24 protein-coding genes are annotated in these 24,404 nt (G+C 62.7%); 17 read left to right on the top strand and 7 right to left on the bottom strand.

What is annotated here, in order from left to right; genetic code table 11:
• The first annotated feature begins 89 nt into the window (after positions 1-89).
• The 6 genes from ABKF58_RS08320 to ABKF58_RS08345 all read left to right on the top strand — a co-directional run bounded on the left by ABKF58_RS08320 (position 90) and on the right by ABKF58_RS08345 (position 8,391).
• Positions 90-1,871 (top strand): acyl-CoA dehydrogenase, encoded by a 1,782-nt coding sequence (locus tag ABKF58_RS08320; RefSeq protein ID WP_482584105.1) that lies wholly within the window; start codon positions 90-92, stop codon positions 1,869-1,871.
• Positions 1,872-2,073: 202 nt separating this feature from the next.
• On the top strand, positions 2,074-3,201 hold the full coding sequence (gene carA / locus ABKF58_RS08325) for a glutamine-hydrolyzing carbamoyl-phosphate synthase small subunit (RefSeq protein ID WP_482584106.1): 1,128 nt from the start codon (positions 2,074-2,076) through the stop codon (positions 3,199-3,201).
• A gap of 57 nt (positions 3,202-3,258) precedes the next feature.
• Complete coding sequence (leuE, locus tag ABKF58_RS08330; RefSeq protein WP_482584107.1) at positions 3,259-3,906, top strand: leucine efflux protein LeuE; 648 nt, start codon at positions 3,259-3,261, stop codon at positions 3,904-3,906.
• 152 nt (positions 3,907-4,058) lie between these two features.
• The gene (gene carB / locus ABKF58_RS08335) at positions 4,059-7,271 is read left to right on the top strand and encodes a carbamoyl-phosphate synthase large subunit (protein ID WP_014088337.1); all 3,213 of its coding nucleotides are present in this window, start codon (positions 4,059-4,061) and stop codon (positions 7,269-7,271) included.
• A gap of 155 nt (positions 7,272-7,426) precedes the next feature.
• Positions 7,427-7,903 carry a transcription elongation factor GreA gene (gene greA, locus ABKF58_RS08340; RefSeq protein WP_008952492.1) on the top strand — a complete coding sequence of 159 codons (477 nt, stop codon included), beginning with the start codon at positions 7,427-7,429 and terminating at the stop codon, positions 7,901-7,903.
• Between the two features lie 56 nt (positions 7,904-7,959).
• On the top strand, positions 7,960-8,391 hold the full coding sequence (locus tag ABKF58_RS08345; protein WP_008952493.1) for a DUF4149 domain-containing protein: 432 nt from the start codon (positions 7,960-7,962) through the stop codon (positions 8,389-8,391).
• Positions 8,392-8,498: 107 nt separating this feature from the next.
• Here ABKF58_RS08345 and ABKF58_RS08350 read toward each other — a convergent pair whose 3' ends face one another.
• Positions 8,499-8,825, bottom strand: coding sequence for a YhbY family RNA-binding protein (locus tag ABKF58_RS08350; RefSeq protein ID WP_014088336.1), 327 nt, complete (start codon positions 8,823-8,825; stop codon positions 8,499-8,501).
• A gap of 318 nt (positions 8,826-9,143) precedes the next feature.
• Here ABKF58_RS08350 and rlmE point away from each other — a divergent pair, with 318 nt between their 5' ends.
• From rlmE to ABKF58_RS08375, 5 genes are all read left to right on the top strand, one after another.
• On the top strand, positions 9,144-9,761 hold the full coding sequence (gene rlmE, locus ABKF58_RS08355; protein WP_008952495.1) for a 23S rRNA (uridine(2552)-2'-O)-methyltransferase RlmE: 618 nt from the start codon (positions 9,144-9,146) through the stop codon (positions 9,759-9,761).
• A gap of 77 nt (positions 9,762-9,838) precedes the next feature.
• Positions 9,839-11,749 (top strand): ATP-dependent zinc metalloprotease FtsH, encoded by a 1,911-nt coding sequence (gene ftsH / locus ABKF58_RS08360; protein ID WP_008952496.1) that lies wholly within the window; start codon positions 9,839-9,841, stop codon positions 11,747-11,749.
• A gap of 72 nt (positions 11,750-11,821) precedes the next feature.
• Positions 11,822-12,664: a dihydropteroate synthase gene (gene folP, locus ABKF58_RS08365; RefSeq protein WP_482584108.1), complete on the top strand. Its 843-nt coding sequence runs from the start codon at positions 11,822-11,824 to the stop codon at positions 12,662-12,664.
• 57 nt (positions 12,665-12,721) lie between these two features.
• Complete coding sequence (gene glmM / locus ABKF58_RS08370; protein ID WP_482584109.1) at positions 12,722-14,056, top strand: phosphoglucosamine mutase; 1,335 nt, start codon at positions 12,722-12,724, stop codon at positions 14,054-14,056.
• A 223-nt stretch (positions 14,057-14,279) separates the two neighbouring features.
• Positions 14,280-14,912, top strand: coding sequence for a DedA family protein (locus tag ABKF58_RS08375; protein WP_482584110.1), 633 nt, complete (start codon positions 14,280-14,282; stop codon positions 14,910-14,912).
• A 68-nt stretch (positions 14,913-14,980) separates the two neighbouring features.
• Here the strand turns inward: ABKF58_RS08375 and ABKF58_RS08380 are convergent, their stop codons facing one another.
• Positions 14,981-15,310, bottom strand: a complete 330-nt coding sequence (locus tag ABKF58_RS08380; RefSeq protein ID WP_008952500.1) for an FKBP-type peptidyl-prolyl cis-trans isomerase — start codon at positions 15,308-15,310, stop codon at positions 14,981-14,983.
• A gap of 104 nt (positions 15,311-15,414) precedes the next feature.
• On the opposite strand from ABKF58_RS08380, the gene ABKF58_RS08385 reads away from it, so the two are divergent.
• The gene (locus ABKF58_RS08385) at positions 15,415-16,263 is read left to right on the top strand and encodes a DUF2189 domain-containing protein (RefSeq protein ID WP_482584347.1); all 849 of its coding nucleotides are present in this window, start codon (positions 15,415-15,417) and stop codon (positions 16,261-16,263) included.
• A 10-nt stretch (positions 16,264-16,273) separates the two neighbouring features.
• The gene (locus ABKF58_RS08390) at positions 16,274-17,224 is read left to right on the top strand and encodes a D-2-hydroxyacid dehydrogenase (protein WP_482584111.1); all 951 of its coding nucleotides are present in this window, start codon (positions 16,274-16,276) and stop codon (positions 17,222-17,224) included.
• Between the two features lie 172 nt (positions 17,225-17,396).
• On the opposite strand, the gene ABKF58_RS08395 is transcribed toward ABKF58_RS08390, so the two are convergent.
• The gene (locus tag ABKF58_RS08395) at positions 17,397-17,873 is read right to left on the bottom strand and encodes a DUF1841 family protein (protein WP_482584112.1); all 477 of its coding nucleotides are present in this window, start codon (positions 17,871-17,873) and stop codon (positions 17,397-17,399) included.
• Between the two features lie 90 nt (positions 17,874-17,963).
• On the opposite strand from ABKF58_RS08395, the gene ABKF58_RS08400 reads away from it, so the two are divergent.
• Positions 17,964-18,443: a glutathione peroxidase gene (locus ABKF58_RS08400; protein WP_482584113.1), complete on the top strand. Its 480-nt coding sequence runs from the start codon at positions 17,964-17,966 to the stop codon at positions 18,441-18,443.
• A 52-nt stretch (positions 18,444-18,495) separates the two neighbouring features.
• Here the strand turns inward: ABKF58_RS08400 and trmB are convergent, their stop codons facing one another.
• Positions 18,496-19,176: a tRNA (guanosine(46)-N7)-methyltransferase TrmB gene (trmB, locus tag ABKF58_RS08405; protein WP_008952505.1), complete on the bottom strand. Its 681-nt coding sequence runs from the start codon at positions 19,174-19,176 to the stop codon at positions 18,496-18,498.
• A gap of 20 nt (positions 19,177-19,196) precedes the next feature.
• On the bottom strand, positions 19,197-20,180 hold the full coding sequence (locus ABKF58_RS08410) for an SDR family oxidoreductase (RefSeq protein ID WP_482584114.1): 984 nt from the start codon (positions 20,178-20,180) through the stop codon (positions 19,197-19,199).
• Positions 20,181-20,217: 37 nt separating this feature from the next.
• Here ABKF58_RS08410 and ABKF58_RS08415 point away from each other — a divergent pair, with 37 nt between their 5' ends.
• Together ABKF58_RS08415 and ABKF58_RS08420 are read left to right on the top strand one after the other, a co-directional pair.
• On the top strand, positions 20,218-21,246 hold the full coding sequence (locus tag ABKF58_RS08415; RefSeq protein WP_482584115.1) for a CDP-6-deoxy-delta-3,4-glucoseen reductase: 1,029 nt from the start codon (positions 20,218-20,220) through the stop codon (positions 21,244-21,246).
• A gap of 188 nt (positions 21,247-21,434) precedes the next feature.
• On the top strand, positions 21,435-21,572 hold the full coding sequence (locus ABKF58_RS08420; RefSeq protein ID WP_008952508.1) for a DUF3149 domain-containing protein: 138 nt from the start codon (positions 21,435-21,437) through the stop codon (positions 21,570-21,572).
• 156 nt (positions 21,573-21,728) lie between these two features.
• On the opposite strand, the gene ABKF58_RS08425 is transcribed toward ABKF58_RS08420, so the two are convergent.
• Together ABKF58_RS08425 and ABKF58_RS08430 are read right to left on the bottom strand one after the other, a co-directional pair.
• Positions 21,729-22,286 carry an adenine phosphoribosyltransferase gene (locus ABKF58_RS08425; RefSeq protein ID WP_482584116.1) on the bottom strand — a complete coding sequence of 186 codons (558 nt, stop codon included), beginning with the start codon at positions 22,284-22,286 and terminating at the stop codon, positions 21,729-21,731.
• 14 nt (positions 22,287-22,300) lie between these two features.
• Positions 22,301-23,599, bottom strand: coding sequence for an NCS2 family permease (locus ABKF58_RS08430; RefSeq protein WP_482584117.1), 1,299 nt, complete (start codon positions 23,597-23,599; stop codon positions 22,301-22,303).
• Positions 23,600-23,771: 172 nt separating this feature from the next.
• Here ABKF58_RS08430 and gmk point away from each other — a divergent pair, with 172 nt between their 5' ends.
• Positions 23,772-24,398 (top strand): guanylate kinase, encoded by a 627-nt coding sequence (gene gmk / locus ABKF58_RS08435; RefSeq protein WP_014088327.1) that lies wholly within the window; start codon positions 23,772-23,774, stop codon positions 24,396-24,398.
• Positions 24,399-24,404: the final 6 nt, after the last annotated feature.

Below are 24,404 nucleotides of genomic sequence, written 5' to 3' on the forward strand. Positions count from 1 at the left end.
GGGCGGAATCGCGAGCAGTGCTCATCAAGGCCGGCGTCAGACCGGCCTTTTTTTACATCACGAGAAAACACGAGAACCGAGGTGCTGACATGACTTACCAAGCTCCCCTGAAAGATATCCGTTTCGCCCTCAACGAGCTGGCGGAACTGCCGGCGGTCTGCTCCCTGCCGGGCTATGAAGACGCCAGCGTGGAACTGGTCGACGCCATTCTGGACGAAGGGGCCCGCTTCGCCGAAGAAGTGCTGGCGCCGATCAACAAGCAGGGTGACCAGGGGGCGCGCCTGGACGGCGACGCCGTCACCGCCGCGCCGGGCTTCAAGAACGCTTGGCAGCAATACGTCGATGCCGGCTGGGTCGGTCTGCGCGCGCCTTACGAATTCGGCGGGCAAGGCCTGCCGGCGCTGGTGGCGATCGCCGCCGAGGAAATGTGGTGTTCGGCCAACCTAGCCTTCTCGCTGGCGCCGCTGTTGACGCTGGGGGCGATCGAGGCGCTCAACCACCACGCTTCGGGCGAGCTCAAGGCGCTCTACCTGCCGAAGATGGCGAGCGGCGAGTGGACCGGCACCATGAACCTGACCGAGCCGCAGGCCGGCTCCGACCTGGCGCAGGTGCGCACCCGCGCCGTGCCGCAAGACGACGGCAGCTACCGCATCAGCGGCCAGAAGATCTTTATCACCTGGGGTGAGCACGATCTGGCCGAGAACATCGTGCACCTGGTCTTGGCGCGCCTGCCCGATGCCCCCGCCGGGGTGAAGGGCATCTCGCTGTTCGTCGTGCCCAAGTTCCTGCCGGGCGCCGACGGCACGCCCGGTGTGCGCAACGACCTGCGCTGCGTGTCGCTGGAACACAAGCTCGGTATCCATGGCTCGCCCACCTGCGTGATGAGTTTCGGCGATCAGGGCGGCGCCGTCGGCTACCTGGTGGGTGAGGCCAACAAGGGCCTGGGCTACATGTTCACCATGATGAACCACGCCCGCCTCGGCGTCGGCGTCGAGGGCATGGCGGTGTCCGAGCGCGCCTACCAGCAGGCCGTGGCTTACGCCCGCGAGCGCGTGCAGAGCCGTGCCGTCGGTTCTGCCGACGCGGCCGGGGTGGCGATCATCAAGCATCCGGACGTGCGTCGTATGCTGATGACGATGAAGGCGCAGATCGAGGCGCAGCGTGCCTTGGCCTGCGTCGCCGCCGCCGCGCTGGACCGCGCGGCGCGTCATCCCCATCCGCAGGAAAAGGCGCGCAACCAGGCGCTGGTCAACTTCCTGATCCCCATCGTCAAGGGCTGGAATACCGAGCAGGCCAACGAAATCACCTCGCTGGCGCTGCAGGTGCACGGCGGCATGGGCTATATCGAGGAAACCGGCGTGGCGCAGTACTATCGCGACGCTCGCATCACCGCCATCTACGAGGGAACCACCGGCATCCAGGCGCTCGACCTGATCGGCCGCAAGACCGCGGCGGAAGAGGGGGCCACCGCGCGTGCGCTGCTGGCCGAGGTGCAGGCCACGGCCGACAAGCTGGCGACAGCCGGTTTTGCCAGCCTTTCGGCCAACCTGAAGAGCGCAGCGGCCGACGCCGAGCGCTGCGTGGCGTTCATCCTGGAGTCGTTCGCAGGCGCACCGCAGCGTGCCGCCGCGGGTTCGGTGCCTTTCCTCAAGCTGATGGGTGTCCTGCTGGGCGGCTGGCAGCTCGGGCGTGCCGCCCTGATCGCCCGCGAGCGCATGGGCGAGGAGGATGCCGACGTCGACTTCCTGCACGCCAAGCAGGTGACCGCACGCTTTTTCGGCGAGCACCTGCTGCCCCAGGTGAGTGGCCTGGCGGCAGCGATCCTACACGGGGCCGACAGCGTGCTGGAACTCGACGACGGCCAGTTCTGAGCCCCGTCGGCAACACCTGTAGCGGCAGGAAGACAAGCGCTTGCTCGGTGCTGCATTGCGGAGGGGCGATGTCGCCTTGCCAGAAATAGCTAAAAAAATTATACTGTTAAGGTTTAACAAAACGGGACAAGCGTTACGACGCGGTGTCCCGTTCTTCACATAAAAGCTTCGAAAACAGAGCAAACGGAACAGGAGCCAGTCAGTGTCATCCGTACCCGCGATTCTTGTCTTGGCTGACGGAACCCTCTTCAAGGGCAGTGCCATCGGTGCCGCCGGCCATACGGTCGGCGAAGTGGTATTCAATACCGCCATCACCGGCTACCAGGAAATCTTGACGGACCCTTCTTACACCAAGCAGATTGTCACCCTGACCTATCCGCATATCGGCAACGTCGGTGCCAACGCGGAAGACACCGAGTCGCGCGCCGTGTTCGCCGCCGGCCTGATCGTGCGCGATCTGCCCCTGCTGCACAGCAACTTCCGCGCCGAGGCGTCGCTGTCGGGCTATCTCAAGGCCAACAACGTGGTGGCGATCGCCGACATCGACACCCGCAAGCTGACCCGCATCCTGCGCGAAAAGGGCGCCCAGCCGGGCTGCATCATGGCGGGCGAGATCGACGAAGCGCGCGCACTGGAACTGGCGCGCGGCTTCGGCACCATGGCCGGGCAGGATCTGGCCAAGGTGGTCAGCTGCGATTCGATCTACCAGTGGGATACCCGCGAGTGGCGTCTGGGCGAAGGCTATGGCGCGCAGGCCGAACCGAAATACCACGTGGTGGCGTACGACTTCGGCGTCAAGCACAACATCCTGCGCATGCTCGCCGAACGCGGCTGCAAGCTGACCGTGGTGCCGGCGCAGACCCCGGCCAAGGATGTGCTGGCGCTCAAGCCGGACGGCGTGTTCCTGTCCAACGGCCCGGGGGATCCGGAACCGTGCGGCTACGCCATCGACGCGATCAAGGAAATCCTCGACACCAAGCTGCCGGTGTTCGGCATCTGCCTGGGGCACCAACTGCTCGGCCTGGCGGTCGGCGGCAAGACCTCCAAGATGAAGTTCGGCCATCACGGCGCCAACCATCCGGTGCAGGATCTGGATACCGGCCGCGTCATGATCACCAGCCAGAACCACGGCTTCCAGGTCGACGAGAACAGCCTGCCCGCCAACGTGCGCGTTACCCATCGCTCGCTGTTCGACGGCACGGTGCAGGGCATCGCCCTGACCGACCGCCCGGCCTTCAGCTTCCAGGGCCACCCGGAAGCGAGCCCCGGTCCGAACGACGTGGCGTACCTGTTCGACAAGTTCATCAAGGCGATGGACGAACGCGGCTGAAAGGCCGCTTGATGGCCGGTGCGGCGTCGTCGCGCCGGCCTAGACGGGAGTCAGAGCATGCTGGGAATTACCGATCCGTTGACCTACCTGATAGGCACCATCTTCATCATCCTGCTGCCGGGGCCGAACTCGCTCTACGTGCTGTCGGTCGGAGCGCAGCGCGGGGTGCGTCCGGGCTTCAAGGCCGCCGGCGGGGTACTGGTGGGCGATACGCTGCTGATGGTGGCCACCGCCGCCGGAGCCGCGTCGTTGCTGAAGAGCTATCCGGCGCTGTTCTGGGTGGTCAAGTATATCGGTGCCGCCTACCTGGCGTGGATGGGTATCAACATGCTGCGCGCCGCGCTGCGACGCTGGTCTGCTCCGGCGCCGGCAGCGCTGAGCGTGCTGGTGACCTTGGGTAATCGCGATCCGTTCCGGCGGGCGCTGACCCTGAGCCTGATGAACCCCAAGGCCATCCTGTTCTTCCTCTCGTTCTTCGTGCAATTCGTCGATCCGGCCTACCCTTACCCGGTGCTGACCTTCGTCGCCCTGGGGGGCATGCTGCAGGTGTGCAGCATCAGCTACCTGACGGCGCTGATCCTGGCCGGCAGCCGCCTGGCCGAAGCCTTCCGCGCCCGGCGCCGGCTGGCGAGCGTCGCCACCGGCGGTACCGGCGCGCTGTTCCTGGGCTTCGGCGCCAAGCTGGCCGCGGCGAGCCTGAACTGAGAACTTGTGAAAGAAATCGTCGCGAGCGCCCTCAGGCCGATTCGAGAAGTGCAGCCGTACAAATGGTACGGCGAGCCTCGCAGGATCGGGATGGGGTGCGCAGCAGATTTATTCACAAGCTCTGAATAAACGATCCAAATTGAGCCAAAACGATGCCAAAACGTACTGACTTAAAGAGCATTCTCATCATCGGCGCCGGTCCCATCGTGATCGGCCAGGCGTGTGAATTCGACTACTCCGGCGCCCAGGCGTGCAAGGCGCTGCGTGAAGAGGGTTACAAGGTCATCCTGGTGAACTCCAACCCGGCGACCATCATGACCGACCCGGACATGGCCGACGTCACCTATATCGAGCCGATCAACTGGCAGGTGGTGGAAAAAATCATCGCCAAGGAGCGTCCGGACGCGATCCTGCCGACCATGGGCGGCCAGACCGCGCTGAACTGCGCGCTCGACCTCGCGCGCAACGGCGTGCTGGAGAAGTACAAGGTCGAGCTGATCGGCGCCACCGAAGACGCCATCGACAAAGCGGAAGACCGCGGTCGCTTCAAGGAGGCCATGGCCAAGATCGGCCTGTCCTGCCCGCTGTCCTTCGTCTGCCACACCATGGAAGAGTCGCTGGCGGCCCAGGCCAAGGTGGGCTTCCCGACGCTGATCCGCCCGTCGTTCACCATGGGCGGCTCGGGCGGCGGCATCGCCTACAACAAGGAAGAGTTCCTGGCGATCTGCGAGCGCGGCTTCGAAGCCTCGCCGACCCACGAACTGCTGATCGAGCAATCGGTACTCGGCTGGAAAGAGTACGAGATGGAAGTCGTGCGCGACCGCAACGACAACTGCATCATCATCTGCTCGATCGAGAACTTCGACCCGATGGGCGTGCACACCGGCGACTCGATCACCGTCGCGCCGGCGCAGACGCTGACCGACAAGGAATACCAGATCATGCGTAACGCCTCGCTGGCGGTACTGCGTGAGATCGGTGTCGATACCGGCGGCTCCAACGTGCAGTTCGCCACCAATCCCGACACCGGCGAGATGATCGTCATCGAGATGAACCCGCGCGTATCGCGTTCGTCCGCGTTGGCGTCCAAGGCCACCGGCTTCCCGATCGCCAAGATCGCCGCCAAGCTGGCGGTCGGTTTCACCCTCGACGAACTGAAGAACGACATCACCGGCGGCGCCACCCCGGCCTCGTTCGAGCCGTCGATCGACTACGTCGTCACCAAGATCCCGCGCTTCGCCTTCGAGAAGTTCCCGCAGGCCGACGACCGCCTGACCACCCAGATGAAGTCGGTGGGCGAAGTGATGGCGATGGGCCGTACCCTGCAAGAGTCGATGCAGAAGGCGCTGCGCGGGCTGGAAACCGGCCTGGCCGGCTTCGACCCGGTGACCACCGACCTGGAGCAGATCCGTCACGAGATCGGCACGCCGGGCCCGGAACGCATCCTCTACGTCGCCGACGCCTTCCGTGCCGGCCTGAGCCGTGACGACATCTTCGCCATCAGCAAGATCGATCCGTGGTTCCTGGCCCAGATCGAGGACATCGTTGGCGAGGAAAAGGCGCTGGCCGGTCGCAAGCTCGACGAGCTCGACTACGCCGAACTGCGTCGCCTCAAGCGCAAGGGCTTCTCCGACCGCCGTCTGGGCGCGCTGCTCGGCGTCGACCAGGGTGCGGTGCGCGCGCGCCGCTGGGCGCTCAACCTGCGCCCGGTGTACAAGCGCGTCGATACCTGCGCTGCCGAGTTCGCCACCAATACCGCCTACATGTACTCGAGCTACGAGGAAGAGTGCGAATCGCGGCCGACCGACCGCAAGAAGATCATGGTGCTGGGCGGCGGTCCGAACCGCATCGGCCAGGGCATCGAGTTCGACTACTGCTGCGTGCACGCCGCGCTGGCGCTGCGCGAGTCCGGCTTCGAGACCATCATGGTCAACTGCAACCCGGAAACCGTCTCGACCGACTACGACACCTCCGACCGCTTATACTTCGAGCCGCTGACGCTGGAAGACGTGCTGGAGATCTGCCACGTCGAGAAACCGTTCGGCGTCATTGTGCAGTACGGCGGCCAGACCCCGCTGAAGCTGGCGCGTGCGCTCGAGGCCAACGGCGTGCCCATCATCGGCACCACGCCGGACATGATCGATTGCGCCGAAGACCGCGAGCGTTTCCAGAAGATGTTGCAGGAGCTCGGCCTGAAGCAGCCGCCGAACCGCACCGCACGTACCCCGGCCGACGCCATGAGGTTGGCCGAAGAAATCGGCTACCCGCTGGTGGTGCGCCCGTCCTACGTGCTGGGCGGCCGTGCCATGGAAATCGTCCACGAGCCGGCCGACCTCGAGCGCTACATGCGCGAGGCGGTGAAGGTGTCGAACGACAGCCCGGTGCTGCTCGACCGCTTTCTCAACGATGCCATCGAAGTCGACGTCGACGCGGTATCCGACGGTGAGCTGGTGGTGATCGGCGGCATCATGCAGCACGTCGAGCAAGCCGGCGTGCACTCCGGCGACTCGGCCTGCTCGCTGCCGCCGTACAGCCTGTTCCCCGCGGTGCAGGACGAAATCCGCCGCCAGACCGTGGCCATGGCCAAGGCGCTGAACGTGGTCGGCCTGATGAACGTGCAGTTCGCCATCCAGGGCGACACCATCTACGTGCTGGAAGTGAACCCGCGTGCCTCGCGTACCGTGCCGTTCGTCTCCAAGGTCACCGGCGCACCGCTGGCCAAGATCGCCGCACGTTGCATGGCCGGCATCAGCCTCACCGAGCAGGGCTTCACCAAGGAAGTGGTGCCGCCGTACTACGCGGTCAAGGAAGCGGTGTTCCCGTTCATCAAGTTCCCTGGCGTGGATACCATCCTCGGTCCGGAAATGAAGTCCACCGGCGAGGTGATGGGGGTCGGCCGCAGCTTCGCCGAAGCCTTCATCAAGGCCGAACTCGCAGCTGGCGACCGCCTGCCGAAGGCGGGCAAGGTGTTCCTGTCGGTGCGCAACAGCGACAAGGCCGGTTCTGTCGAAGTGGCGCGTGAGATGGTGCGTCTGGGCTTCGAGGTGGTGGCCACCCGTGGCACCGCGCGCGGCATCCAGGAAGCCGGCATCCCGGTGCAGCTGATCAACAAGGTCAACGAAGGCCGCCCGCACATCGTCGACATGATCAAGAACGGCGAGATCAGCCTGGTGTTCAACACCGTGGATGAAAAGCGTCAGGCCATCCAGGATAGCCACTCGATCCGCCGCTCCGCGCTGCAGATGCGCGTGCCGCAGTACACCACCCTGGCCGGTGCCAAGGCTGTGTGTGTCGGCATGGCACATGCCGAGGAGTTCGACGTGTACAGCGTGCAGGACCTGCACGCCATGGTCCGAAACGGCTGACGACACGGACGGTGCGGGTTTCGGCCAACCTTTGAACCCCGCGCCGTTTGCCGTTACAATTCAGCCAGCAAGCTACTAGCAGCCAAGCCGCCGTCCCGTACGGCGGCTTGTGCTTTTTCATGATGGCGGGTATCCCGCCTGCGGAGAGAAGTCGAATGAACAAAGTCCCGTTGACCCTGCGTGGCGCAGAACTGCTGAAAGAAGAACTGCAGCGGCTCAAGAGCGTGGAACGTCCGGCGGTGATCGAGGCCATTGCCGAAGCCCGCTCCCATGGCGATCTGTCGGAGAACGCCGAATACGACGCGGCCAAGGAGCGTCAGGCGTTTGTCGAAGGCCGCATCGCGGAGCTGGAGGGCAAGCTCTCCAATGCCCAGATCATCAATCCGAGCGAGCTGGATGCGGAAGGCCGCATCGTGTTCGGCACCACGGTCGAACTGATGGATCTGGAGACCGAGGACGAGGTCACTTACCAGATCGTCGGCGACGACGAAGCGGACATCAAGTTCGCCAAGGTGTCGGTGAACTCGCCGATCGCCCGCGCCTTGATCGGCAAGGAAGCCGGCGATGTGGCCGAAGTGATGGCCCCGGGCGGCATCCGCGAGTACGAAATCCTGGACGTCAAATACATCTGAGCGGCTTGCGGCACGGTGGGGCCGCGCCTGGCAGGTTTGGATAAAGGGGACTGCGCATGGATGGATTGAGGGCGATTACCCGCACCTTCTGGATCGGTGGCATGTGGATCATCGGCATCATCGTCACCCCGGTATTGTTCTCGGTGCTCGACCGCGGCACCGCCGGCATGGTGGCCGGCAAGCTGTTTTCTGCCATCGCCTGGGTCGGGCTGGTGTGCGGGGTGTTCCTGCTGGTGGATTTCATCTGGCGCGATGGCCTGCGTGGCGTCAAGTCCGCCACGTTCTGGCTGATCATCGGCATGCTGTCATGCACCCTGATCAACCATTTTGCCGTGTCGCCGATCATCGCCAATCTCAAGCTGCAGATGAACCAGGCGGCCGAGGGCTTGTTTGGCGGGGGCTTTGCCACCTGGCACGCGATCTCGAGCCTGATCTATCTGCTGCAGAGCCTGATGGCGCTGGCCTATATCCTGCGCCGGGACAGCTGACGCCGCCGAGTGGCAGGCTCATTCCCGTGTCGCTGCCGGCAGCCGGGGGCGGGGCGAAAAAAAGCGGTGGTCCGGCCACCGCTTTTTTTCGTGTTCCCTGGGTTAAATCAGGGCTGCGCCTTGAGCGCCTTCTTGCTCTTCGGCAGCACCACGCGCTGCTTGTCGGACGGGCGCCACAGCACCAGGAGCTTGCCGATGTGTTGGACCTGGGCGGCGCCCAGTTCGTCGCAGATCTTGTCGTACAGAGCCACGCGGGCATCGCGGTCGTCGCCCTGCACCCGGATCTTGATCAGTTCGTGCGCATCGAGGTTGATGGCGATTTCCCGAACTACCGCCTCGGTCAGGCCGTGGTTGCCGATCATCACCACCGGCTTGATATCGTGGGCGAGTCCTTTCAGGTATTGGCGCTCGAAGGGAGCAAGTTCGATTTTCATGGGCATGAGCTTCCTGAATAAAACGAGATTCTACTAAACTTTCGGCCTTTACCCCAAATTCCGCCCCCGCTTCTGGTGGAAATAGCGGCTGAAAACAGAGACATGCGTTATCCCTCTAGGTGGGAATGCCCATGGCGTGACCTCGGTGTACTCGCTCTCATTTGGCGGCAGCCGTCCGATAGCATGCGGCCGGGGCCTGCACGGACTTTGCGGGTGGCGCTGCCTGGGGTACCTTTAAAAAATGGCAGCCTGGCTGCACGGCCTCCCGCCAGCACGAGCGGGGTGGGGCTGTTTTCAAGACGACTGAGCAGGACATCAATGGCTAGAAGTAAATCCAGCAACGACTGGCTGCGCGAGCATGTGCACGATCACTACGTGCACATGGCGCAAAAGGACGGCTACCGTGCCCGTGCCGCGTACAAGCTCTTGGAAATCAACGACAAGGACAAGCTGATCCGCCCCGGCACGGTGCTCGCCGACCTGGGCTCGGCACCGGGCAGCTGGTCGCAGGTGGCGGCGCGGCTGGTCGGCGACAAGGGCAAAGTGTATGCGCTCGACATCCTGCCGATGAACCCGATTGCTGACGTGGAGTTCATTCAGGGCGATTTTCGCGAGCAGGAAGTCCTCGACCAGTTCGTCGCGTTGCTCGGTGGGCGCGAACTTGATCTTGTAATATCCGACATGGCCCCCAATATCTCAGGTATGAGCGCCATTGATCAGGCGCGCAGTTTTCACTTGTGCGAGCTGGCGCTGGAATTTGTCCGCGACCATCTGAAACCGGGCGGGAGCTTTCTCGTCAAAGTTTTTCAGGGTAGCGACTTCCAGCCTTACCTCAAGTCCATGCGGGAACTGTTCGACGAGGTGGTCAGCCGCAAGCCCAAGGCTTCGCGTGACCGCTCCACGGAAATTTACCTGTTGGGCAAAGGTCGTCGCTGACATCCACCCCTACGGGGGTTACAATCCGTATCAATACGGGCAACCAGCTAAGTCAGGGCACAGAGGAGTCCGCTCTAGTGAACAATATCGGCAAAAACATCGCCATTTGGGTGATCATCGGTCTGGTACTGATGACGGTGTTCAATCAGTTCAACAAGCGTCAGGATACCCAGAACCAGATCGAGTATTCGCAGTTCATCAGCGATGTCGAGTCGGGTAAGGTGCAGTCGTTGAGCATCGAAGGGCATCCGTTGCGCGGGCAGTGGCTGAAAGGCAAGCGAGCCGACGGCTCCTCCTTCATGACCTACGCTCCCTACGACCCGCAACTGGTCGATGACCTGATCAAGAACAACGTGCGCTTCTCGGCCAAGCCGGAAGAGGAGCCCAGCATGCTGATGAGCCTGTTCATCAGCTGGTTCCCGATGCTGCTCCTGATCGGTGTGTGGATTTTCTTCATGCGCCAGATGCAGGGCGGCGGCAAGGGCGGGGCGTTTTCGTTCGGCAAGAGCAAGGCGCGCATGCTCGACCAGGACACCAATACGGTGACCTTCCAGGACGTCGCCGGCTGCGATGAAGCCAAGGAAGAGGTCAAGGAGATCGTCGACTACCTGCGCGATCCCTCGCGCTACCAGAGCCTGGGTGGCCGCATTCCGCGCGGCATCCTGCTGTGCGGCAGCCCGGGTACCGGTAAAACGCTGCTGGCCAAGGCCATTGCCGGTGAAGCCAAGGTGCCGTTCTTCAGCATCTCCGGTTCCGACTTCGTCGAAATGTTCGTCGGTGTCGGTGCGGCACGCGTGCGCGACATGTTCGAGCAGGCCAAGAAAAATTCCCCATGCATCATCTTCATCGATGAAATCGACGCGGTCGGTCGCCAGCGCGGCGCCGGCCTCGGCGGTGGCAACGACGAGCGCGAGCAAACCCTCAACCAGTTGCTGGTCGAGATGGATGGCTTCGAAACCAATACCACGGTGATCGTGATCGCTGCCACCAACCGTCCTGACGTGCTGGACCCGGCGCTGCAGCGTCCCGGCCGTTTCGACCGTCAGGTGGTGGTGCCGCTGCCGGATATCCGTGGCCGCGAACAGATTCTCTCGGTGCACATGCGCAAGGTGCCGATTGCCGCCGATGTCGAGGCATCGGTCATCGCGCGCGGGACGCCGGGTTTCTCCGGCGCGGATCTCGCCAACCTGGTGAACGAGGCGGCGCTGTTCGCCGCACGCCGCAACAAGCGCCTGGTCGACATGGACGACTTCGAGGCCGCCAAGGACAAGATCATGATGGGCGCCGAGCGCAAGTCCATGGTGATGTCGGAAGAAGAGAAGCGTAATACCGCCTATCACGAATCCGGCCACGCCGTGGTCGCCAAGCTACTGCCCAAGTCCGATCCAGTGCATAAGGTCACCATCATTCCGCGTGGCCGCGCGCTGGGCTTGACCATGCAGTTGCCCGAAGAGGACCGCTACGCCTACGACCGCGGCTACCTGATGGATCGCATCGCGATCCTGTTCGGCGGCCGTATTGCCGAAGAGCTGTTCATGAACCAGATGACCACCGGTGCCTCGAACGACTTCGAACGTGCCACCCAGATGGCACGCGACATGGTGACCCGCTACGGCATGTCCGACAAGCTGGGGCCGATGGTGTACGGCGAGAACGAGGGCGAAGTGTTCCTCGGCCGCTCGGTCACGACCCACAAGAACATGTCGGAAGCGACCATGCAGCAGGTGGACACGGAAATCCGCCGCATCATCGACGAACAGTACGGACTGGCGCGCCGCCTGCTCGAAGAGCACCGCGACAAGGTCGAAGCGATGACCGCGGCGCTGCTCGAGTGGGAGACCATCGATGCCGAGCAGATCGACGACATCATGGCCGGTCGTCCGCCGCGTCCGCCGCGTCCCGACCGCAGCACGGCAGGTAGCGGTGGCGGCGACAAGCCGACCGGTACTGCGCCGGAACCTAGTGCGACCCCGGCGCAGGAACACTGAGCCGTTTCATCCTTACCCAAGGCGGCAGCATCGTGCTGCCGCCTTTTTTGCGACCTCTCTACAGGCAATACCATGACCGACTTCGTGTGCGGACGCTTTTCGCTCGCGTTGGATCGCCCGCTGTTGATGGGCATTCTCAACGTTACCCCCGATTCCTTTTCAGACGGCGGCCGCTTCAACCGGCTCGATACTGCCCTGGCTCATGCCGAGAGGCTTCTGGAGGAGGGGGCGGATATCCTCGACATCGGCGGTGAATCGACCCGCCCCGGCGCCCCCTACGTCAGCCCGGAAGAGGAGGAGGCGCGGGTGTTGCCAGTGCTCGAACGTTTGGCTTCATTGAATGTACCGCTGTCGCTCGATACTCGCCGTGCCTCGGTGATGCGTGCCGCGCTGGAGGCCGGCGTGGTCGATCTGATCAACGACGTCTCGGCCCTGGAGGACGAGGGGGCGCTGGCCGTGGTGGTGGAGAGCCGGGCTGGTATCTGCCTGATGCACAAGCAAGGCAATCCTGATTCCATGCAGCACAATCCGCACTATCGCGATGTGGTTGATGAAGTCGGGTCCTATCTTGGCCGGCGCGTGGCCTTGTGCCTGGAGCATGGCATCGAGCACGCGCGGTTGCTGGGCGACCCGGGGTTTGGTTTTGGCAAGACGCTGGAGCATAACCTGCAGCTGTTGCAACGCCTGGCCGACGTCGAACAGCTGGCGGGTGTCCCACTCCTGGTCGGCATGTCGCGCAAGTCGATGCTCGGCGCGGTGACCGGTGAAGAGGTACCGGCCGAGCGGCTGGGGGCCAGTGTGGCGGCTGCGCTGGAAGCGGCGCGGCGCGGCGCCAAAGTGGTCCGGGTGCACGACGTCAAGGCTACCCGTCAGGCGCTGCAGTTGCTGGCCGCGCTGGAACGGGCTCATCACTGACACCTCATGTCGGCTGGCAGTACAATGTCGTGCCGTTTTTCAGGGATACAACATAATATGGCTCGCAAATACTTTGGTACCGATGGCGTCCGCGGCGAAGTCGGCCAATTTCCCATCACCCCCGAATTCGTACTCAAACTGGGTTATGCCGCCGGACGGGTGTTGGTCAACCACGAGAACGACTTGCATCCGACCGTGCTGATCGGCAAGGACACGCGGATTTCCGGCTATATGCTGGAAGCCGCCTTGCAGGCGGGTTTGACCGCCGCCGGGGTCAACGTGCTGCTCACCGGGCCGCTGCCGACCCCGGGTATCGCCTATCTGACGCGTGCCTTGCGCCTGTCGGCAGGGGTCATGATCTCGGCCTCGCACAATCCCTATCACGATAACGGCATCAAGTTCTTCGCCGAAGGCGGCAAGAAGCTGGATGATGCCATCGAGCTGGAAATCGAGGCAATGCTCGAGCAGCCGATGGAAACCCGGCCTTCCCGCGAGTTGGGGCGGGCGCGCCGGATCGATGGCGCGGCCGAGCGCTACATCGAGTTCTGCAAGAGCACCTTTCCCAACGACCGTGATCTCAAGGGCTTGAAGCTGGTGGTCGATTGCGCCCACGGCGCCACCTATCACATCGCTCCCAAGGTGTTCCACGAGTTGGGGGCCGAGGTAGTGACGATTGGCGGCGAGCCGACCGGCTATAACATCAACGACAAGGTCGGTGCCACCTATACCAAGACCCTTCAGGCGGCGGTGCTGCAGCACGAGGCCGATTATGGCGTGGCACTGGATGGTGATGGCGACAGGCTGATGATGGTGGACCGCAAAGGCCAGGTCTATGATGGCGACCAGCTGATCTATGTCATCGCCAAGGCGCGTGCCACCAAGGGTGAGCTGAAGGGCGGCGTGGTCGGCACCGTGATGACGAATATGGGCATGGAACTGGCCTTGCAGAAGATGGCGGTGCCGTTCGGTCGGGCCAAGGTGGGCGACCGCTACGTCCTCGAGATGCTGCACAACAATGGCTGGCTGGTGGGGGAGGCTTCCGGCCATGTGCTGTGCCTCGATAAACATAACACCGGAGACGGCATCATTTCCTGTCTCCAGGTGCTGACCGCCCTGGCTGAGCTGGGGCAGGATCTGGCCAGTGTCTGCCGCGATTGGCAGCCCTTCCCGCAGACGCTGATCAATGTGCGGCTCAAGGGGCAGGACTGGAAAGCCGCCTCCGCCGACGTGTTGACAGCGGCCGAGACTGCCTTGCAGGGGCGCGGCCGGGTTGTCCTGCGCCCCAGTGGCACGGAACCGGTGGTGCGCGTGATGGTGGAGGCGGACGATCATGCCTTGTCGGAGAAGTGGGCACGGGAAATCGCGGCCGTGATCGAAAGTTCCGCTGGCTGAGCCTGTTTGGTCCACTTCCTGCAAAAACCCACAGCTATCTGGCCGTGGGTTTTTTTGCTATTCGGGGCGCTGGGGGCGATTCCGTGATGCGATGGAGAAGGCTGTTCGGTATCAAGAAATTGCAACGATGGGCTGTGTTATCATGATGCTCCACGATACGTCCCCGCTCTGAAAACGGGGCACCAACTCTGCCTGGCGCAGGGGGATGGACAGACGGGCCTACATGGATATTCTGCAGATTCTTCTCGATTTCTTTACCGGGTATGGCTATCTCGCCGTGTTCCTGGTGTTGTTGGCCTGTGGTTGTGGCGTGCCCATCCCGGAAGACATCACGCTGGTGGCGGGCGGCATTATTTCCGGTTTGGGGTTTGCCAACGTCGACTGGATGGTCTTGGTAGGCATGGCCGGTGTGCTGTTCGGTGATGGCTTGATGTTTGCGCTTGGCCATCACTACGGCCATCGCGTGCTGCGCTTCAAGCCGATTGCCCGCATCCTCACCCAGGAGCGTTTTGCCGCGGTGCAGGAAAAATTCGACAAGTACGGCAACTGGGTGTTGTTCGTGGCGCGCTTTCTACCTGGTTTGCGTTCGCCGATCTTTATCACCGCCGGGATGACCCGGCGTGTGCCCTATTGGCGTTTTTTGCTGATGGATGGTTTTGCTGCGCTCATTTCGGTGCCGGTGTGGGTGTATCTGGGCTATCTGGGGGCTGCCAACCGTGACTGGCTGATGACCTGGGTGCACCGCGGCCAGGCCGGGATTCTGATCGTGGCGGCGCTGTTGCTGGTGGGAGTGGCGATGGCTTGTTACCGCAAGAAAAAGAACGGCCATCCTGCGCCGTTGACGCCCAAGAAATGAATCGCCCTGTTGCAACAAAAAAGGCCATCGCATGCGATGGCCTTTTTTGTTGCAACAGTGGTTGATATTCAGCCCACCTGCAGCAGTTCCACTTCGAAGATCAGTGTGGCATTAGGCGGGATGACCCCACCGGCGCCGCGTGCGCCGTAGCCCAGCTCTGCCGGGATGGTCAGTTTGCGCTTGCCGCCGACTTTCATACCGGCTACGCCTTGATCCCAGCCCTTGATTACGTAACCTGCGCCCAGCGGGAAGGAAAACGGCTGGAAGCGGTCCTTGCTCGAGTCGAACTTGGTGCCGTCGGTGAGCCAGCCGGTGTAGTGCACGGTGACTTCCTGGCCGACGGTGGCTTCGGCACCGTCGCCTAGTTGCAGTTCTTCAATGATCAGTTCGGACGCCATCAGCCCAGTCCTTTCGTTAGAGTCATCCAAGCTATTCATTGTAGCAGCGACGCCCGGCGGCGTCGTCCCGTTGGCGGTCCCTCCCAGGTTGTGTTTCCGTGGTTATGGCTTATAAAAAAACTAATGCCGGGTTTGTCCGCCACACACACTTGCTGCAAAGGGGATACATCATGGATATCGCACACCATCCGTCAAACGAGCACCCGGTCGTCAAGCATGTCAACGTGTCGTACCCAGCCAAATGGCTGCGTCAGGGGTTCAAGGATTTGCAGCGGGCTCCGGCCGACTCGCTGTTTTACGGCGCCGTCTTCGTATTGATGGGATACCTGTTGACGACTTACTTCGAGCAGGCGCCGGAGATCGTCATAACCCTGTCGACCATTTTCCTGCTGGCCGGACCGTTCCTGGCGATCGGTCTTTACGACATCGCCAAGCAGATGGAGGCATTCGATGGCCGTGGTCGCGTCACGCTGGTCCACAGCATGATGGCTTGGCGGGTCAACATGCACAGCTTTGCACTGTACGCCGTGCTGCTGGCGGTGCTGGTGTTCGGCTGGTTCCGCATGTCGCTGTTGATGTTTGCGCTGTTCTACGACACGGCAACCCTGCCAACGCTGAACATGGTGGTGACCAACGCCTTCAAGCCCGAGAACGTGGGCTTCCTGGTCGCGTATTTTGGCATCGGATTCTTCTTCGCGGCACTGGTGTTCGCGGTCAGCGCGGTATCGTTGCCGATGTTGCTCGACAAGGAGGTGGATACCGTCACCGCCATGGTGGCCAGCCTGCAGGCGGTGTATAAGAACCTGCTGACGATGCTGGTGTGGGCGGCTATGATTGTTGCCCTCACCGTGGTGGGCTTTGTCACCTACTTCGTCGGCCTGATCGTGATCATGCCGGTGATCGGCTTGGCCACCTGGCATGCCTACCGCGATTTGATCACCTTTGAGCGCTGACGACGACTACATGACCCATTCCATCGCGTTTCTGGACCGGGACAGCTTGCCTGTCCCGGTTCCTGTTTTTGCCTTCCCCCATCATTACCATGAATTCCCGGCCACCACGCGAGAGCAGATCGTCAGCCATGCCGAAGGGGCCGAGATCGTCATCACCAACAAGGTGCCGTTCAACCGTGCCACACTTGAGTCCCTGCCGGCGCTGAAGCTGCTGGCGGTGGCGGCGACCGGGGTGAACCATATCGACCTTGAGGTTTGCCGCGAACGCGGCGTGGCCGTGGCGAACATCCAGCATTACGGCGACGACACGGTGGCCGAGCACGCCTTCATGATGATGCTGGCGCTGTTCCGCAACCTGCCGGCCTACCAGCGCGACGTGGCGGCTGGCGTGTGGCAGAACGCGCCGCAGTTCTGCCATTTCGGCGCGCCGATTCGCGACCTGCAGGGCGCCACACTGGGCATCATTGGCTCTGGTGGCATTGGTCAGGCGTTGGCGTCGCGTGCACGTGCCTTCGGCATGACCGTGCTGTTTGGCGAGCGCAAGGGGGCGGCCAGCGTACGCGAGGGCTACGTCGATTTCGATACCCTGCTGACCCGCTCGGACGTGCTGTCGCTGCATTGCCTGTTGACCGAGCAAACCCGCAATATGATCGGCGCTGAGGAACTGCAGCGTATGAAACCGGGAGCCGTGCTGATCAATACCGCACGTGGCGGGCTGGTCGACGAGGAGGCGCTGGTGGCGGCGCTCAAGTATGGTCAGTTGGGGGGAGCCGGGTTCGATGTGTTGACGGTCGAGCCGCCGAACGAGGGGAATCCACTGCTCAAGGCGCGGCTGCCGCATCTGATCGTTACCCCGCACGTTGGCTGGGCCAGCCACGAGGCGATGAGCCGGCTGGCCGGGCAACTGGTCGAAAATATCGAAGCCTTCATCGAGGGGCGTAGGCTGCGTCGCATCGTCTAAGGCGAATAAAGCGAGGGATAGGCACCCGTGCTATGCATGGGTGCTTTTTTTGCTCTAGAGCGTGGCTAGGGGCGCGTTGGGCAGGCTTGGCATCGATTTTCCTCGCTTGCCATTTCCGGGTTTGTGGCCGTCGCCAACTTGGGCTATCACCTAAAGAACCGGAAGCGCCTTGTCAGTCGCCGGCATCGTTGGGGTTGATGCGTGGAGTTTCTTCTTCGCCCATGCCCAGCCGGCCGCGCACGCAGGAAATGTAGCGATTGACGTCCGGGCCACCGCCATAGCGTTGGGCGTGCCAGATCATTTCGCCAAGACATTCCATCATCTGGTGCTGGGCGGCATGCTCGTCGCCCAGACGCAGGGCGAGCTGGGCGTAGAGCGAGCGGATGCCGAAGGGTTGGTCGATGGAACGTTGCTCCTCGATCGCCATGTGCAGGCTCAGGTGCAGGAAGGGGTTGGATTCTCCCATGTCCGGCGTCCATTCCTGTTCCAGGTAGCGCTCGGGCTGGCCGACGATGGCATGGTATTCCGGATGCTCCAGCAGGATGGTCAGCGTGATTTTTTCCAGATCGGTCAGCGGCTCGTTGCGCTGGTGTTTGGCCCAGGTGTCGAAAAAGAAACGGCGTGCATCCTGGCGGCTGGGATTGAACATGGCGATCTACCTGAGGAGAAAAACGGAGGATGCTGCGCGCGGCGGCTCCTGTGCTGTAGCAGTGCCGATTATACGAGACGGAGACCCACCATGACCACGCTCCATGACTTTTCCGCCTGCCGTATCGACGGCAGTCCCGAATCCCTGTCGCGCTACGCCGGCATGGTGGTACTGGTGGTCAATACCGCCAGTGAATGCGGCTTCACGCCGCAATACACCGGCTTGCAGGAGCTGGCGGTGTACTTCGCCGGCGAGGAGTTCGCCGTGCTTGGCTTTCCCTGCAACCAGTTCGGCGGGCAGGAGCCGGGAGCCGAGGACAGCATCGTTGCGTTCTGCCAGAGTCGTTTCGGGGTGACGTTTCCGCTTTACGCCAAGGTCGCTGTCAACGGCGACGAGGCACATCCCTTGTGGCGTTGGCTGACTCGCGCCGACACCGATCATCCCCAGCCGGTGAAATGGAACTTCACCAAGTTCCTGATCGACGGCAGGGGGCGGCTGGTCAAGCGCTATGAGCCGGCGGTGCAGCCGCATGAGCTGCTCGACGATATCGATCGTTTGTTGGGCGGGTGAGGCACGCGCCCAGGCTTGCCGTCGAGCGGGCCTAGGCATCGAGATCTCCGGCTCAGTTACGCCGGAAGATGATGTCCCACACCCCGTGGCCGAGGCGGATGCCGCGCTGCTCGAACTTGGTGAGCGGGCGGTAGTCCGGGCGCGGGGCGTAGCCGTCGGCGCTGTTGGCGAGCTCGGGGTTGGCCGAAAACACCTCCAGGATCTGGATCGCATAATCTTCCCAGTCGGTGGCGGCGTGCAGGTAGCCACCCGGCTTTAGTTTCTTCACCAGCTTCGCCACCAGCGGGCTCTGGATCAGCCGGCGCTTGTTGTGGCGTTTTTTGTGCCATGGGTCCGGGAAGAAAATGTGAATGCCGTCGAGCGAGGCGTCGGCCAGCATGTGGTCGATGACCTCGACGGCGTCATGGCGGATCAGGCGCAGGTTGGAAATATCCTGCTCGGCAATCAGCTTGAGCAGGTTGCCCACGCCCGGCGAATGCACTTCGACGCCCAGGTAGTCCTGTTGCGGATTGTTGGCGGCGATTTCCGCCGTGGCGGTCCCCATGCCGAAGCCGATTTCCAGGATTTTCGGTGCCTGGCGGCCGAATGCCTGCTCGAGGTCGAGGGTCTCGGGGCGGTACTCGATACCCCAGCGCGGCATGCCTTCGTCCATGGCGCGCTTCTGGGACGGCGTCAGGTGGCCCTGACGCAGCACAAAGCTCTTGATGTGTCGCTGAAAAGCCGGGTTTTCCATGGCGGTCTTCGTTGGAAAAGTCAAAAAAAGCGCGATGTTACCGAATCTGGCGCGAGGTGGCGAGACATTCCCTTCCTGGCGTGAGTGATGTCGGTCACCGTGATCCTGGCGTGACCGGAACCGACATCACGTTGTCGGGCTCGGCAGGGTGGCGAGAAAGCTCGCCACGGTCGGGTAGCGCAAGCGGACGCCCAATTCCCGCCGCAATCGGCCGTTATCCAGCCGCCGCGACTCGGCCAGGAACGACCACAGGGCAGGGGAGACGGCGGCCTGCACTTCGACCCGAGGTAGGCGGGGGCGTGCGGCATGCCCAGCGCGTCCGCCAGGCGGTCATACCATTCGCCCACCATCAACGGTTCGGCGTCGCAGGCGTTGTAGACACGGATACCACCCTCGCGACGCAGTGCGGCAACACAAATCCGTGCCAGATCGTCGGCGTGAATGTGGTTGCCGTAGCTGTCTTCGTCCGCCGCGATCAACGGTGTGCCGTTGATTAGCCGTGTCGTTGGCAGGCGCTCGGCGGCGTAGATGCCTGGAGCGCGCAGGATCGTCACGGTGGCGCCATGAGTCCGGGCGAAGGCGCGCAGGCGGCGTTCGGCGTCGACGCGCCGCTTGGCGCGCGCGCTTTGTGGATGCAGGGGGGCGGTTTCGTCCAGCCAGGCACCGCCGGCATCGCCGTAGACCCCACTGGTGCTGATATAGGCTATCTGCTGTGGTAGACTTTTCCCCTTTGCCAGCGCGCGCAGCAACTTGCCGAGGCGCGGGTCGCTTTCACCGCGTTCCGGCGGCGGGGCGGTATAGAGCAGGGCGTCGGCCAGTCCGGCCAGACGTGTCAGGCTCCGTTTGTCATCGAGGTCGGCGAGCACCGGCAGGACGCCCAGGCTGCGGGCTTCGGCTATCTGTTTCGGCCGGCGCACCAGCGCCAGCAACCGCCAGCTCGGCGCCAGGAAAGGAACGGCCCGGCGCGCCACGTCGCCGAAGCCTGCAATCAATAGAGTACGCATACACCGCATTTTAGCGAGCTTAAGGTAGAGTAACGAGATGACTGCTCAAGTCAAAGTGCTCCCGAGTGGACACACCTTCCCGGTCGACGACCACGAAACCATTCTCGAGGCGGCCCTGCGTCATGGTGTCGGCCTGCCATACGGCTGCCGCGATGGCGCCTGTGGCGCCTGCAAGGGCAAGGTACTGGAAGGCGAGGTGTGCCAGGATGGCTACCAGGAGAAGGCCCTGCCGGAGCAGGAGCGGGTGCAAGGCTACGCCCTGTTCTGCTGCGCCAAGCCGCAAGGCGACCTGACCATCGAGGTGCGCGAAGTCACCGGCATCGGCGACATTCCGGTCAAGACCCTGCCGTGCCGCGTCGAGAAAATCGAGAAGCTGCACGACGTCGCGGTGCTGAAGCTGAAGCTGCCGGTTTCCGAGCGCTTGCAGTTCCACGCCGGCCAATATATCGACATCCTGATGAAGGATGGCAAGAAGCGCAGCTTCTCGATCGCCAACGCCCCGCACGACGATGCTTTCCTCGAGTTACACATCCGTCACCAGCCCGGCGGCTCGTTTTCCGAGTACGTGTTCACCCAGATGAAAGAGCGCGAGATCATGCGCTTCAAGGGACCGTTGGGCACTTTCTTCCTGCGCGAGGATTCGGATAAACCCATCGTGTTCGTGGCCAGCGGCACTGGCTTTGCCCCGATCAAGGGCATTGTCGAGCATGCTCTGCACAGCGGCATTACCCGTCCCATGGTGTTCTACTGGGGGGCGCGCACCAAGGCTGACCTGTACATGGCCGACTTGGCGGAACAGTGGCAGGTATCCAACGCCAACTTCACCTACATTCCGGTGCTGTCCGAGGCGTTGCCCGAGGATAATTGGACCGGTCGCACCGGCTTCGTGCACCAGGCGGTGCTGGACGATTTCGACGATCTTTCCGGCCATCAGGTATACGCCTGCGGCGCCCCTGTCATGGTGGAGGCCGCGCACCGCAGCTTTACCTGCGAGCTCGGGCTGCCTGAGGATGAGTTCTTCTCGGATGCCTTCTTCCTCTCCAAGGACATGAGCGCCAGCAAGTAAAACGCTGTCGACTAGTGACAAAAGACATGGCCCCGGAATCGAACCGGGGCCATTTTTTTCGCCCTTTGTGCCCGCCTAGTGCAGAAAAACATGCCTTTGACCTACGTCAATTCCCGACATCCTGTCATGGGTATGATGGTTGGCAGTCAAAGTCATCAAGGCGAGCACAGCCGCCACAGGAGGGCAAAATGGAACTCTGGAAACAACTGTTATCCGATGACGTCGGGCTCTTGAGCCTGATCACCATCGTGGTCGCCAGCCTCGTCGTGGGCGTTTGCGTGACGCTGTTCATCCGTAATGTGAAGAACGAGTCGCGCAAGCACTGAGTGCGCGAGCGCTTTCTCCGCTACTTCCTTGGGTTTATGTGTGTGTGCTTGGACGGATACGGTGACTCGCCGTATCCTCTTTTTTTGTGTGCCAGCTAAACCAATAAAAACGGGCCGTGAGGCCCGTTTGCGTTTCCAGTAGCGTGTGTTCCGTCCTCAGTGACCGTCGTAGGAGCACACGGTAAACAGCTCCAGTCCGCTGTCGCGCACCAACTGGCTGCCACCCAGTTCTGGCAGGTCGATGATGGCCGCCGCCTCCAGCAGTTCGGCGCCGAGTTTCTTCAGCAGCTTGGCCCCGGCCAGCATGGTGCCGCCGGTGGCGACCAGGTCGTCGATCAGCACCACTCGGTCTCCGGGTTTGCAGGCATCGGTGTGCATTTCCACCGTGGCGTTGCCGTATTCCAGCTCATACTCCTCCGACACGGTCTTGAACGGCAGCTTGCCCTTCTTGCGGATGGGTACGAAGCCGACGTTCAGTTCGTAGGCCAGTACCGAGCCGATGATGAAGCCACGAGCGTCGAGACCGGCGATCAGGTCGACCTTCTCCTCCATGTAGCGATAGACGAAGATGTCGATCAGCATGCGGAAGGACTTGGGGTTCTGCAGCAGCGGCGTGATGTCGCGAAACATCACGCCCTGCTGCGGCCAGTCCGGTACGGTGCGGATCCGGCTCTTGAGGTAGCCGGACAAATCGAGGCTGTTCAGGTTTTCCATACGCCCATTGCTCCTCAGGCGAAGAAGGCCAGTTTGAAGACCCACAGTGCCGCGATCACCAGCACCGCCGGCTTGAGTTCGGTAACGCGGCCGCTCAAGAGCTTGAGGGCGGCGTAGCTGATGAAGCCGAAGGCGATGCCGTCAGCGATGGAGAAGGTAAATGGCATCGCCAGCGCGGTCATGACGGCCGGGGCCGACTCGGTGAGGTCGTCCCACTCGATTTCCGCCAGGCCGCGGCACATCAGTACGGCAACGTAGCATAGCGCCGGGGCTGTGGCGTAGGGTGGCACGGTCTTGGCGAGCGGCGACAGCCACAGGCAGGCCAGGAACAGAATGGCCACCACCAGCGAGGTCAGGCCGGTACGGCCGCCGACGGCGGTGCCCGCCGCACTTTCGATATAGGCCGTGGTGGAAGAGGTGCCCATCACCGCACCGGCGGTGATGGCGATCGAGTCGGCCAGCAGGGCGCGCTTCAGGCGTGGCAGCTTGCCGTCCTTGTCCAGTAGGCCGGCGCGGTGCGACACCCCGATCAGCGTGCCGGTAGTGTCGAACAGGTCGACGAAGAAGAACACGAAGATCACTCCTAGCAGGCCGGCGTTGAGTGCGCCGTGCAGGTCCATCTGCATGAAGGTCGGCGCCATGCTGGGCACGGATGCAGCGACGCCGTTGAATTTGGACAGGCCAAACGTGATCGACAGCGCGGTCACCGCCAGGATGCCGAGGATGATCGAGCCCGGCACCTTGCGGTACTCCAGGGCCACGATGACGAAGAAGCCCAGGATAGCGAGCAGCGTGGTCGGGTTATGGATGTCGCCCAGGGTCAGGTAGGTGGCTGGATGGGCCTTGATGACGCCGGCGTTCTTCAGCGCGATGATCGCGAGGAACATGCCGACGCCGGCGGAAATGGCGAATTTCAGCGAGCGCGGAATGGCGTTGACTATGGCTTCGCGTACCTTGAACAGGCTCACCGCCAGGAACACCACGCCGGAGATGAATACCGCGCCCAGCGCGGCCTGCCACGGCACGCCCATGCCGCCCACCACGGTGAAGGTGAAGTAGGCGTTGAGCCCCATGCCCGGCGCCAGCGCGATCGGGTAGTTGGCGACCAGCGCCATGATGCCGGTGCCCAACGCGGCGGCGAGGCAGGTGGCAACGAACACGGCGTCCAGGTTCATGCCGGTGCCCGACAGGATCAGCGGATTGACCAGGATGATGTAGGCCATGGTCAGGAAGGTGGTGACGCCGGCGATGACCTCGGTTCTGACCGAGGTGCCGTGTTCCTTGAGTTTGAAAAAGCTATCCAGCAGTGACATGGAAAACCCCTCGAAAATGGCATATTGGTTTGATTAAGCTGCGCATTTTGCAATAGTGGCAGGGGACTGGCTAGTCCTTCGCCAGGACTAGGCCGCTTGGTGAACGTCTTAACCGCTTGAAGTGCTTGTGGTATCCTGAAAAATTATCTTTTGGCGCAGGATGTACGCTTACATGGTTCAGCCCAGCGGTAACATTTACATCGTTATTGCCCCTTCGGGTGCCGGCAAGACCACGCTGGTGTCGGCCTTGCTGGCGGTCGACCCGGCGGTGCAGCTGTCCGTTTCCTACACCACGCGCGCGCCGCGCGAAGGCGAGGTGGAGGGGACGCACTACCATTTCGTGGGCAAGGAGCAGTTTCTTGCCATGATCGAGGCCGGTGATTTCCTCGAGTATGCCGAGGTGTACGGCAACTACTACGGCACCAGCGCCGCCTGGCTGCGCGAGAAGTTGGCCGAAGGTCGCGACATCCTGCTCGAGATCGACTGGCAGGGCGCCGAGCAGGTACGCCGCCTGTTCGATGGGGTGATCACCATCTTCATCGCGCCGCCCTCGATCAACGAGCTGGAGCGCCGCCTGCGCGGCCGTGCCACCGACAGCGAGGAGGTCATCCAGCGCCGTCTGGCCGAGGCGCGTTCCGAGGTGGACCGCGCGGCGCTGTACGACTACATCGTCGTCAACGACGATATCGAACGCGCCAAGCAGGATCTGATAAGCATCATCCGTGCCGAGCGGCTGCACGGCACCAAGCAGATGCTGCGCTACCGCGACGCACTGAGCCGCATGGGCAGCCAGGGCTGACCCCGT

It is taken from the genome of Pseudogulbenkiania sp. AW2-16 (assembly GCF_056824575.1).